Genomic DNA, 11,377 nt, shown 5'->3' on the forward strand with positions numbered 1-11,377 from the left:
CATCAGCCCTGCGGCCCTGAGCGTCGTACGCGGTGCTGGCCGGTGGCCGGGAGGATCTGCATGCGGTGTGCCGTGACGTGTCCCCACGTGGGTACGCGGTCGAGGGTCAATGCCGGCCTGTTACGCGTGCCGGTGGATCGCCGCCGTGAGCGTCGTGGCGGGACCCGTCAGGCTGCCGTGGACGAGTTCGGTGCGGTGGACGAGGTGGGGAGTCGAGAGTGGGACACCGGTCACATCGGGTTCGCCCTCTCGATGGGGTTGCACGGCGGACGCGGGAAGCAGGGCGAGCCCACCGCCGGCCGCGACGAGGGCCAGGAGACTGCGCACATCGGTGCCGTCGTAGTGCAGGCTGGAGCGGAACCCGTCGGTGCGTGCGAGGGCCCGCAGCCGGTCCAGCGGTGTGGCGACGGCGGGTGCGTCGATCCAGACAGCGTCGACGAGGTCCTCCAGGCGGAGCCGGCTACGGCTTGCCAGGGGGTGCGTGCCGGGCAGGGCCACGGCGACGGATTCCTCGGTCAGAGCGACCGTGGTGAGCGGACCGCTGTCGAGCAGGCGGAGCGGGTCGCTGGCGGCGGTGACTCCGTCGACGAGACCAAGGTCCGCGTCGCCGTTGGCGACGGCCTCGAGGACACCATCACGGCCCATGGTTCTCACGACGATCGTCAATCTCGGCATCGAGCGCTGCAGTTCGGTGAGTACGGCGATGGTGTGCCGAACGTCGGCGAGCGGCGACGCCCCGAGGGTCAGACGGGCCGGCGGTTCGCCTGACAGGCGCTGGACGTCGGTCCGGGCGGCGTTGAGGCGCAGCAGGATCGGCGTGGCGTGCTCCAGCAGTCGCCGCCCGGCCTCGGTCGGGATGACCGGGCGACGGTGCAGCAGTTGCACCCCGAGGTCCTTCTCCAACGTGGCGACCTGCTGGGAAACCGCGGACTGGGTGTAGCCGAGGTCGCATGCGGCGGAGGAGAAGGACCCTTCACGGGCTACCGCCACGAAGGCGCGCAGGAGGTTGACGTCCATGACTATAAGTATCTCTGATACTTCAACGACGATTTCTCGTTGGACTAATAACTGCGGGCTGCGCACGATGAGCCCATGGAGAGCAACGACGAGACGCATACGGCGAAGGTGGCACTCGTGGGCGACCGGTCGCCGCACGTGCGGTCCCACACGCGGATACCCCTCCTGCTGGAAACCCTGCGGCAGCGGGACGGAATCGCCTTGGACGCCTACTGGGTACCGACCGAGGAGGCGCACGCCACCAGGCTGGACCGGTTCGACGCCATCTGGCTGCTGCCCGGCAGCCCGTACCGCAGCGAGACCGGCGCGCTCCAGGCAGCCCGTACCGCCCGGGAAAACGGCATCGCCTACCTCGGTACCTGCGGTGGGTTTCAACACACACTGCTGGAGTTCGCGCGCAACGTCTGCGGGCTCACCACTGCCGGCCACGCCGAGAACACTCCGCACGCAGAGAGCCCGCTGATCGCACCCCTGGCCTGCTCCCTCATCGGGCACGAGGGCATGGTCAGCATCACCCCGGGCTCGGCGGCCGAACGTATCCTCGGCGTGGACCGGACCGTGGAGCGCTACCACTGCGGGTACGGGCTCAATCCCCAGTACCTGGATGTCCTGTCCGCGCACGGCATGCGGTTCACCGGTCACGACGGCCCCGACGTACGCATCGCCGAACTACCAGGACATCCCTTCTTCCTGAGCACGCTCTTCCAACCCGAACTCGCCATTGATGACGGGCGGCGTCATCCGATCGTGCGCGCCTTCGCCTACGCCGCCGTCGCACACGCTGCGGGCCGGGCCACCGTGCCTGTCACAACCGGCAGAGGGTAAGGCGATGCGACCAGGAACGCTGGCCGCGATCGGCAACACGCCGCTCGTGGAACTGCAGCATCTCGCGCCCTCAACCGGTGCCCGGGTGCTGGTGAAGCTCGAATACCTCAACCCAACTGGCGCCATGAAAGACCGGCTGGCGTTGGCGATGGTCGAGGGAGCCGAACGTGACGGCAGGCTCATGCCGGGGATGACGATCGTCGAGTACACCGGCGGCAGCACCGGCCCGGGGCTCGCGCTGGTCTGCGCGGTCAAGGGGTACCGGCTCAAAATCGTCACGTCGGCCTGCTTCAGCGACGAGCCGCGGCGGCTGATGCGGGCACTCGGCGCCGACGTGGAGGTGCTCGACGCCGCCATCGCACCCGGTACGGTCACGCCGACCGACATCGACGCGATGCGCGCCCGCGCGGCCGACCTCGCCCAACAACCGGGCCACTACTTCACCGACCAGTTCAACAACCCGTATGTGGTCGCCGGTCTGCGCGACGGACTCGGCATGGAGATCCTGAACCAGAGCGCGCACCTGCCGGTGACAGCGTTCTGCACCGGTATCGGCAGTGGCGCGTCCCTGCTCGGTGTGGCAGCAGCGATCCGTCGGCGCGACCCGCGCCCCCGAATCATCGGCTTGGAGCCGGCCGGATCGCCAGGTATCACCGCCGGCACCCGGGGCGTCTTCGCGATGCAGGGCTGGAGTGGCTTCGCCCCGCCGCTGTTCGACATTGACGCCGTCGACGCGGTCGACATCATCAGCGACGACGACGCGTTTGCGACGACGTCCCGCCTAGCCGAGGAGGAAGGCATCTTCACCGGTGTCTCAGGCGGTGCCAACGTCTATGGGGCGGTGCGCCTCGCGGCCCAGCTGCCGCGAGAGGCGGCCGTCGTCACGCTGGCACCCGACTCCGGCTACAAGTACCTGGGTAGCGGCCTATTCGGATAAGCCATTCGTCAACGGGTGTAGTTTCTTAGCTCTCCCTTGGGGAGACTGGCTGAGCTGGGAACTTGAACCTCTGGCTGCGGTTCTGGCGGGTGTCCCCTACGGTGTCGTCACGACCTTGGGGCGGCGATGGGCTCGCTGTTCGAGGAACTGGACGCACGGGAGGCGGCGGCCCGTGCGCGTATCGAGGAACTGCGGCAGCGGATCGCGGAGTTGACCGAGTCGCTGGAGCGCGAGGAGTCGGTGCTGTCGCGGCTGGAGATCACCCGGGAGATGGTCACCGAGATCCTCGGCGAGGCCGGAACGCGGGAGCCGGTTCATGCGGCCGAGCCGGTGGCCGGGGCCTCCCGGTTCGGGGAGGGTTCGCCGATCGGGGTGCTGACGGTGCCGCCGTGGCGGCCGGACCTGACCGTGTCGGTGCTGCCGCGCTCCTACCAGGACCTGATGGAGGTGCTTACCGACACCGGCCACGCGATGCGGGCCGGGCAGGTGGCCGCCGCGGCCGGGCTGAGCACCGACAAATCCAAGATCGAGGGGTTGCGGTCGAAGCTGAACCGGCTGGCCGAGCGGGGCCGACTGGCCCTTGAGAGGCCGGGGCTGTTCACCATGGCACATCCGGATGCGGAGGGTGCGTCAGGACCGGTGCGCTGACGGGCTCTTCCTTCGTACGTTCGAGGGTGCGAACCAGTTCGAACCACACGGAAGAAGAGCCCGGTGGAAACCTACGGCACGGCCCAGGCGGCTGACCCCTTTGCCCGCACGCGAAGGTGTTTCGAGGATCTGATCGTGGAGTTGTCCGGCGAGATGGCCGGGCAGATGACGCACGAGAAGCTGGAAGAGCTGGTCCAAGCGCGCGGCCGGGAGATCGAGCGGCAGCTTCTGCAGGACCATCTCGACCTGCGCGCGCTGCGGGAGGAGCAGGCCCTGGCCGCGGCTGGCCACGCGGTCAGCGTCCGGGGGCGCCGCCGCGCCGAGCGCGGGCACGAACGCCGGCTGGCCACCGTGGTCGGCACGGTGACGGTGCGCAGGCTGGCCTTCCGCGCACCAGGGCAGTCGAACGTCTATCCGGCGGACGCCGCTTTATCGCTCCCGAAAGAGCGGCACAGCCTGGGACTGCGCCGCTTGGCGGTGACCGAGGCGGTGCGCGGCTCCTACGACGCCGCGAAGACGGCGATCGAGCGGCAGTGCGGGCCCGTGGCGGGCAAGCGGCAGCTCGAACACCTGGTCCGCGCTGCGGCGGTGGACGTCGCCGCCTTCTATAGTGCCCGGATTCCGATGCCCTCCACGCGCGAGGTGCTGCTGGTCATCTCCGCCGACGCCAAGGGCATCGCCATGCGGCCCGGTTCCCTGCGCCCGCACACCGCGAAGGCGGCGGCGGGCAAGAAACGGGGCCGGGGCGTCTTCCGCACCCGGCTCGCCTCCGGGGAGAAGCAGTGCCGCAAGCGGATGGCCGCCGTCGCCTGCGTCTACGACGCCGTCCCGGCACCGCGCCGGCCGCACGATGTGATCGAAGTGCCCGGCGGGCGCAGCGGCAACCGCCCGGTGCGGCGCGGGCCGCACGCGACCGGGAAGTGGCTGACCGCCTCGGTCGAAAGCGACGCGGGCCAGGTCATCAAGGCCGCGTTCGACCAGGCCGAGGCCCGTGATCCCGCCCACGCGCGGACCTGGGTGGTGCTGGTGGACGGGGACCGGCACCAGATCGAGTTGATCGAGACCGAGACCGAGGCCAGGCGCCGGAGCGTGGCGGTCGACCTCGTCGTCGACCTCGTCCATGTACTTGAGTATGTGTGGTCGGCGGCGTGGTGCTTCTTCGCCAAGGACGATCCGGCCGCCGAGGACTGGGTTGTCGAGCACGCCCTGGCCATCCTGCGCGGACGCTCGGCCCAGGTGGCCTCCTCGATCGCGGAGCAGGCCGACGAGCACCGCCTGTCGGCCGGCCGGCGCGGCGGGGTGAAAGAGTGCGTGCGCTACCTGGAGAACAAGGAGCCCTACCTGCGCTACGACCAGGCACTGGAGCAGGGCTGGCCGATCGCGACCGGGGTGGTTGAGGGCGCCTGCCGGCATCTGATCGCCGACCGCTTCGACATCACCGGCTCCAGGTGGAGCGTCGAGGGCGCCGAAGCCGTCCTCCAACTCCGCGCCATGATCGACAACGGGGACTTCGAGGAGTACTGGCGGTTCCATGCCGCACGCGAACGGGAACGGCTCTATCCCGGTGCTGAACAGGGAGATTACGTCCTCGGGGCTTGATCGGCGTCGTCACTTGAAACGAGCCGCACCCGCTGACCGGGCTGCATCGCAAAGGTCCGGTCAGCCGCGTCGTCCCAAAGTCGGGGTGCCGAAAAGAGCCAGCGGGCGGGCGGAGCTTGCAGTCCTCGGCAGCGGCAGTCAGGGACGGCAGCCCCGCACCTTCCGAGCGGAGGGGTCAACAGCTCGACGCGCCGGAGGCATCAACCTGGCCTGGCCGATCGCGACCAGCGCGCGGTCCAGGACCTCCTGGACCTGGCCGAGGGCCGAGATCGTGGTCACCAGGCCCTGAGCTTGGTAGTGGTCGACGACCGGCGCTGTCTCGCTGCGATAAACCTCCAGTCGCTTACGAACGGTTGTCTCGCGGTCGTCATCGCGCTGGTACAGCTCACCGCCGCAGACGTCGCAGGCTCCTGCCACTTCAGGCGGGCTGTAGTCGACATGGAAAATGTGTTCGCGGTTCTGACGGCACAACCGTCGTCCAGCGATCCGCCTGACCACCTGGGCTTCGGGAATCTCCAGGTCTAGCACGGCGTCCAGTCTCGACTTCGAGTCGGCCAGGATGCCGTCCAGCGCCTCCGCCTGGGCAAGATTGCGAGGGAAGCCGTCCAGCAGGAATCCGCGCTCGGTGTCCCGACGGGCAAGGCGCTCTTTGACCACCCCGATTGTGACCTCGTCCGGTGCCAGAAGGCCGGCGCGTATGTGCGTGTGGGCGTTGTGCCCGAACTCGGTGCCCTGGTCGATGTGCTCTCGGAACAGGTCACCGGTGGAGATGTGCTGGATCGACAGATGCGCGGCAAGGCGCACTGCCTGCGTGCCCTTGCCAGCTCCGGGCGGCCCGATCAGGAGGATGCGCATTGATGAGGTGTCCCTTCGTCATGCGTGGCCATCAAGTCGCCTCTGGGACACACGATCGCCGCGCACCGATGTCATTGCCCATCCGGTAAGCCACCCCCTGGCGGTGAGGATAACCCCACCATGGGACATCACCGCGTTGAGGTTGATGCTCCTCCGGTCTCGGTCCCCGATCGTTCGGACAGAGCCAGGTCCAGGCCGAAAACGATGAGACCCTTCCGGTGGCCGATCAGGATTCAGAAACACGCACCAAGCCGTGGCAGACGTCGTTGCGCAGGTTCATGCCCCGGTCGGGGTCGACGAGGAGCAGCTCCAAGGCGCGGCTCCAGTCCCGGGGATACCCGGCGGCCGGCATGCTGCGGATGAGTCCGCCCATCTGGTCGACGGTCCCGGGGGACTGGCCCTTGGCCACGGACACGATCGGGACTCGGGGACGCAGGAGCTGTCTGAGGATCTGCTCGACCTGAGGCAGCGCGATGCACACCGCCGCGTCGAGTTCCCCCAGCCAGAAGTACCCGAAGGCATCGGCCAAGATCCGGGCGCGCGCCGGCGGCAGGACGGCTTCGTGGACCAGGGCGCCGATCAGCTCGGCCTCGTCCGGTTCGAAGCGCTCGTGGATGCGGTCGAGCTGCTCGGCGGCGAGGTGCCCGACGAAGTCCATCGCGAGGACCTGCAGTCCGACAACGTGGTCGTCGTCGGCTTCGACGGGCGGGGCGACCTGGATGGGGCCGGCGGTGTTGATGCGCGAGCGCGGGATCCGGAGCAGACCGTCCAGTAGGTGCGCGTCGTCGGTGTCCTCGCGCATCGCCGGATGGACGTCCAGCGTGGTTCGCCACAACGCGTCTGTCAGGTCGGCGGCGGCGTCGATGTGCGCTCGGGCCCCGGCGAACAGTCCCGGCGGGAGGATGAGTGGGCGATCAAGTCGGGTCCATCCCAGGGAGTCCGGATCGGTCTGTTGCAGGGCCATCTCGGCACGCACCCTCAGCTCGGACAGACCTCGGTCGCGGGCTTCGGTCGCGGCCCTGGTCAGCAGGTCGTGGCGACGGAACCCGGTGTCGGCGTCGGCGGCGTCGAGGAGGGCGTTGACGATCGCGGTGTCAATGCCGGGTCGGCGGTCCTCGGGCACCTCCTCCCGCAGCAGCTTGAGGAACTCGACGTGGGTGTGCACATCGCGGGCGTAGCGATGTGCGGCGCGTTCGGCGAGGTGCGTGATGTCGTAGCGCTGCACGCGTAGTCCGTCCAGAAGGCCGGCCACGATCCCCGGATCGTCCTCGGGAGCGGCCAGGACGCGTTCGGCCAGGGCAGCCGTGTCGTCGGTGACGCGCTTGCACAAGTCGGTCTGGTTGAAGGTCCGGGCGAGGTCTCCGGCCCAGCGCAGGCACTCGGTCGCGCCCATCAGGCCGGGGAAGCGTCGGGGGGTGGCGAGCAGCAGCGGTGCCGCGTCCAGATACCCGGTGGCCGCGCCCCGGATGCGATCGGGCTTGGTGCCGTGTCCCGCGGCCAGAAGAAGGTGATGGAGGCGGCCCCGGACGAAGTGGTTGCTGACGGCCTCGGCGTATGCGCTCCAGATCTCCAACTGGTCGGCGGGGGCCTCGGACAGGGCCGCCAACCACCCCCTGAGCGGGTGGCCGGGGAGCGGCGCAGCGAAGTCCTGGGCCTTGCCGGTCCCGGAGAGCCGAAGTCGCAACGCGGCGAGCAGCGCATCGCGCTGCTGTGCGGCGGCCGCGTTCGTGTCGAGGGCGGCGGCCGCGAGTGCGATGGCGATGGCCTCGTAGGAAGCGGCGTCCTGCGCCGCTTCCATGAGGGCGTCGAGAACACTCGGTTCGACCTGCGGCACGGGAGCCTCACTTCCTTCGTCGCCAGTATCGGTACGACTCGGGACCGGGCCCACCGCTTTTCCCTGGTTCGGTTCTGCTGGAGGACGTCTTTTCACCGGCGTTGCCGGCCGCGCCCGGGCCATCTCCCTGCCAGGACCCCCACCGCAGGGCGGTGGGCCCGGACCGGCGTGGAGTACGCCATGGTCCAGCCGCCTTGGCGCCGGAAGGCGATCACGTACCGTGGCGCGGACCGATGCCTCGGCGGGCGACCGCGCGGTCGCCGCCGGGACAGGCGGAGCAGGGCCGAGCGGGCTGTGGTCGTACAGGGGGAGGAAGCGGTGACGGAGTCCAAGAAGCCCGCGGGCAGCGCGATGCGCCCGGTCCTTGACCCGGATGCGGAGCTCTCGGACGCTACCCGGAAGATCCTGGGGCAGGCCCTGGAGGATCCTCGCCGCTTCGCGGGCCGCCCGGCCAACCCGCTGTGGGCGGCTGTCCCCCTTCTGACGCGCGGCGGAGCGGGAGTGGCGGCGGCCCCCGTGGTGTGGCGGTGGACCGGTGGCCTCGAGATCGCCGATCCCGCCGCCGACTCCTCCACCCTCGTCGGCGCGCAGGACCAGCTGCTGCAGGAGGCCGTCGACCTGGTGCACACGCTGCTGTCCGTATGGCCGCTGGCTGCTGGCGTCGTGGCTGTGCTCTGCGCCGATCTGATTGCCGACCGGGCGCTCTACAACGGGCAGCTGCGCCGGCTCGCCGCCGTCCAGCAGCACCTCGTGCATCCGAAGGACCTGACCGCCGATGCCCAGGAACTCCTGGCCCGGGCTCGGCGGGCGATGACAGCCGTGCTCGGCTCCAGGGTGCACCGCGAGAAGTGGCTCGACGCCCAGCGCAACGAGGCCGCCTTCCCCCGTCAGGAGTGGGCGATCGCCCAAGACCTGCGGGACTACAGCTGTGTGGCCCGCAAGGATCAAAGGGCGCCGCAGGAGACGGACAACGCCACCGTGGCCGAGCTGCTCGCAGCTCGCCGTGGTGTGCTTGCGACGAGCCTGCACGGCATCGAGCGGCGGGTGGCGGCGCTGGAGGCCTACGCCTCACAGGTCGCCGAGGCCGACGCCCGCTACGCCGAGGTACGGGAGATCGAGCGGCTGGACGCGGCCAGCGACGAGCTCCTCGACATCCTTGCCCGTACCGCGGTCGACGACCTGGCGGTCGCCGAGATCGACAGGCTGACCGACGAGGCCGCCGTCGTCGCCTCGACGTTCACCAAGGCGCTGGAGTCGGCCAAGCAGGCCGCCGCAGCGGCCCTCCCCCTCCAGGACGCGGCATAGCCCACCCCCATCGCCGCCCCTGCCCGCCGAGGTTGACTCGCTCCCCGGCCCAGCCGGGCGGCTAGAACAGGGTCAGGGGCTCGGGAAGGGCCGGCGTGGTCTGGTGTTCTCGAATCGCGTCCCGAAGCTGGGTGGCGGTCACGCGGGCGGCATCGAACGTCTCGGTCCAGCCGTTGGGCATCTGGACGGCGGTGAGGAAGACGCCGTGCCCGGCGGCGCGCAGGCGCCGCAGGATCGTCTGCTCGACGGCCAGGGCGTCGTCGCCGGTGGGCACGTGGTGTTCGTAAAACAGGACCCATCCGAGGCGGCGGTGCTGGGCGATGCGGTCGTTGCGCTGGAGAGCGCCGGCGACGCCGATCTTGACGACGCCGTGCTGTGCGTGGGTGACGACGTAGACGCGGGCGGGCGCCGCGCGGTCGAAGCCGAAGCGGGCGCAGTACTTGCATCTGCGGCCGCTGCGGATCTTGGACAGGGTGGGGGTCGAGGTGCGGCCGCAGGTGGTGCAGCGGCAGCGCCAGGGCGTCATGGTCGTGGTGTAGGGCTCCAGGGGCTCGAGGCCGGCCTCGCGCATGGAGGCGGCGGCGCGCTCGGGGTCTTCCCGCCGTGCGGCGGCGGAGCGGAGGTCGGCGCAGCGTCGGCATCCGCTCTGGCCGGCGAGGATGGAGCCGAAGGTAGGTGAGGTGATGGTGCCGCAGCCGTGACACAGGCACCGCCAGGGGTACTTGACCCCGCGGTACGGTTCCTGGGGTTCGAATCCGTGCTCGCGCATCTCGGCGACGGCCAGGTCCTCGTCGTGGCGCTGTGCCGCACCGGTTGCCCGGTCGGCGCATGGCTTGCAGCCTGGACGCCGGCTCTGGCCGGTCAGGGAACCCAGGCGCGGGGAGACGATGGCTCCGCACTTGGTGCAGCGGCTCTTCCACGGGAACGCGGTCCCGGGGTACGGCTCCAGCGGCTCCAGGCCCGCCGACCGCATCACCGCGGCCGCGGTCTCGGCGTCGTGGCGCATCGACTCGTTGGCCTTGCGCCGGCCACAGGGGTAGCAGCCGCCCTGCCCCTGTCGGATGGAGCCCAGTGTGGGGGTCCCGGGTTCTCCGCACGTCCGGCAGCGGACGTGCCAGGGTGTGTCCACTCCCGGGTACGGGCCGAGGGGTTCCAGGCCCGCGGCCCGCATGTCGGCCGCGGCGACGTCCGGGTCGACCGGCGCGTTCGGTGCGCACCACCGGCAGGGCCCGGTACCGGAGTTGATCCGGACGTAGGTGGGTGTGACCTCGCGTCCGCACGCGAGGTGGCGGCACCGCCACTTCCGGTCGCTGCCGGGATAGACCTCCAGGGGCTCCAGGCCGGCCGCCCGCATCACTGCGGCTGCGGCCTCGGGGTCGATCCGGGCCCGCCCGGAGCAGTACACGCAGCCGCGCTGTCCCTTGGTGACGTTGCTCAGGCGGGGGGTGACCTCCCGCCCGCACGCCGTATGGCGGCACCTCCACGGGGCGGCGCTGCCGGGGTAGGGCTCCAGCGGCTCCAGGCCCGCTGCCCGCATGATCTCTTCCGGCTCGCGAGGGTCCTTCCGCGGTCTGCCGGTGCGCGCCATGAGTTCAACTCCCCGCGTTCCAAGGGTGAGCGGGGTTTTGCCTCGCTGTGCGGCGCAGCATAGAGGCGGCCACTGACATCAACGCTCGGTGTCGAATTGCCGCCGGTGGGGAGTGGTGCCGGGCGGCTCAGTTCACGGTCTCGGGTACGACTTCGGCAGGGGGCAGGGTCTCGTCGCCGGTGCCGTTCGCTCCGGTCAGGTCCTCGCAGATCTTCAGGTGGAGGGTGGTGGCGACGGCGTCGAGGCGGTCCCACTGTTCGATCGTCAGGTCGGGCAGGAGTGCACCGAGGTGGTGCAGTGCGAAGGCGACGGCTGCGGGCACCGCGTGACCCAGGAGGTTGTCGATGCCGGGCTGTGAGCATCGTCGTGAAGGTCGCGGCCCTCGGACAGGCCCTAGGCCAGCCCGTACTTGTAGCCCGCTTCTTCGGTGAGGGTGTGTTCGCGAGGGCGCGGACGCCGGTGTCGCAGTCGGCTGTGGCCAGGAGCTGGTCGATCACGGCGCCGGGAATAATCTCGCCGGTGAAGGTGGTGGCGTCGTTCATGTGGGGGTAACGGCGGACCGGTGCCGGGTGACACTCCGGAGCTCGGTGGTTCCGGTCCGAGCCAGCGCAAGAGGGGCGTGGCTCGTTCGGCGAGGTGTGAGGACCGCGGTGAGAAGTGGGGGGGGGGGCCCCCCCCCCCCCCCCGGGGCGGGGGGGGGGGGGGGGGGGGGGGGGGGGGGGGGGGGGGGGTGCAGCACGGTGGGGGTCTGGAGGGCGCCGGGGGTCGG

The 11,377-nt window shown here is 70.4% G+C and carries 11 protein-coding genes; 6 read left to right on the forward strand and 5 right to left on the reverse strand.

Features of this window, described 5'->3' with window-relative positions; translation table 11 throughout:
* Positions 1-120: 120 nt before the first annotated feature.
* Entirely contained in the window at positions 121-1,017 is an 897-nt protein-coding gene (locus tag ABT147_RS35290) for a LysR family transcriptional regulator (protein ID WP_351413917.1), read from the reverse strand.
* A gap of 75 nt (positions 1,018-1,092) precedes the next feature.
* Between ABT147_RS35290 and ABT147_RS35295 the strand changes: the two genes are divergently transcribed.
* The 4 genes from ABT147_RS35295 to ABT147_RS35310 all read left to right on the forward strand — a co-directional run bounded on the left by ABT147_RS35295 (position 1,093) and on the right by ABT147_RS35310 (position 5,026).
* A complete protein-coding gene (locus ABT147_RS35295; protein WP_351413919.1) occupies positions 1,093-1,842 on the forward strand; it encodes a CTP synthase C-terminal region-related (seleno)protein in 750 nt (249 codons plus the stop codon).
* Between the two features lie 4 nt (positions 1,843-1,846).
* Entirely contained in the window at positions 1,847-2,779 is a 933-nt protein-coding gene (locus ABT147_RS35300) for a PLP-dependent cysteine synthase family protein (protein WP_351413922.1), read from the forward strand.
* A 126-nt stretch (positions 2,780-2,905) separates the two neighbouring features.
* On the forward strand, positions 2,906-3,427 hold the full coding sequence (locus ABT147_RS35305) for a hypothetical protein (protein ID WP_351413924.1): 522 nt from the start codon (positions 2,906-2,908) through the stop codon (positions 3,425-3,427).
* 63 nt (positions 3,428-3,490) lie between these two features.
* Positions 3,491-5,026 carry an ISKra4 family transposase gene (locus tag ABT147_RS35310; protein ID WP_351413926.1) on the forward strand — a complete coding sequence of 512 codons (1,536 nt, stop codon included), beginning with the start codon at positions 3,491-3,493 and terminating at the stop codon, positions 5,024-5,026.
* Positions 5,027-5,164: 138 nt separating this feature from the next.
* Here ABT147_RS35310 and ABT147_RS35315 read toward each other — a convergent pair whose 3' ends face one another.
* The gene (locus tag ABT147_RS35315; RefSeq protein ID WP_351413928.1) at positions 5,165-5,881 is read right to left on the reverse strand and encodes an adenylate kinase; all 717 of its coding nucleotides are present in this window, start codon (positions 5,879-5,881) and stop codon (positions 5,165-5,167) included.
* A 226-nt stretch (positions 5,882-6,107) separates the two neighbouring features.
* The gene (locus tag ABT147_RS35320; RefSeq protein ID WP_351413930.1) at positions 6,108-7,715 is read right to left on the reverse strand and encodes a DUF4209 domain-containing protein; all 1,608 of its coding nucleotides are present in this window, start codon (positions 7,713-7,715) and stop codon (positions 6,108-6,110) included.
* Positions 7,716-8,033: 318 nt separating this feature from the next.
* Here ABT147_RS35320 and ABT147_RS35325 point away from each other — a divergent pair, with 318 nt between their 5' ends.
* A complete protein-coding gene (locus ABT147_RS35325) occupies positions 8,034-9,020 on the forward strand; it encodes a hypothetical protein (protein ID WP_351413932.1) in 987 nt (328 codons plus the stop codon).
* A gap of 61 nt (positions 9,021-9,081) precedes the next feature.
* Here ABT147_RS35325 and ABT147_RS35330 read toward each other — a convergent pair whose 3' ends face one another.
* Positions 9,082-10,608, reverse strand: a complete 1,527-nt coding sequence (locus ABT147_RS35330) for a GIY-YIG nuclease family protein (protein WP_351413935.1) — start codon at positions 10,606-10,608, stop codon at positions 9,082-9,084.
* A gap of 127 nt (positions 10,609-10,735) precedes the next feature.
* Positions 10,736-10,930 (reverse strand): hypothetical protein, encoded by a 195-nt coding sequence (locus tag ABT147_RS35335; protein ID WP_351413937.1) that lies wholly within the window; start codon positions 10,928-10,930, stop codon positions 10,736-10,738.
* A 32-nt stretch (positions 10,931-10,962) separates the two neighbouring features.
* On the opposite strand from ABT147_RS35335, the gene ABT147_RS35340 reads away from it, so the two are divergent.
* A complete protein-coding gene (locus ABT147_RS35340) occupies positions 10,963-11,160 on the forward strand; it encodes a hypothetical protein (protein WP_351413939.1) in 198 nt (65 codons plus the stop codon).
* The last annotated feature ends 217 nt before the right edge of the window (positions 11,161-11,377 follow it).

The sequence above is a fragment of the Streptomyces sp. NPDC001868 genome (assembly GCF_040297125.1).
Classification (GTDB): domain Bacteria; phylum Actinomycetota; class Actinomycetes; order Streptomycetales; family Streptomycetaceae; genus Streptomyces.

Coding starts and splice junctions, on each gene's coding strand:
- ABT147_RS35290 (WP_351413917.1), bottom strand. CDS start 1,017: ATGGACGTCAACCTCCTGCGCGCCTTCGTGGCGGTAGCCCGTGAAGGG.
- ABT147_RS35295 (WP_351413919.1), top strand. CDS start 1,093: ATGGAGAGCAACGACGAGACGCATACGGCGAAGGTGGCACTCGTGGGC.
- ABT147_RS35300 (WP_351413922.1), top strand. CDS start 1,847: ATGCGACCAGGAACGCTGGCCGCGATCGGCAACACGCCGCTCGTGGAA.
- ABT147_RS35305 (WP_351413924.1), top strand. CDS start 2,906: ATGGGCTCGCTGTTCGAGGAACTGGACGCACGGGAGGCGGCGGCCCGT.
- ABT147_RS35315 (WP_351413928.1), bottom strand. CDS start 5,881: ATGCGCATCCTCCTGATCGGGCCGCCCGGAGCTGGCAAGGGCACGCAG.
- ABT147_RS35330 (WP_351413935.1), bottom strand. CDS start 10,608: ATGGCGCGCACCGGCAGACCGCGGAAGGACCCTCGCGAGCCGGAAGAG.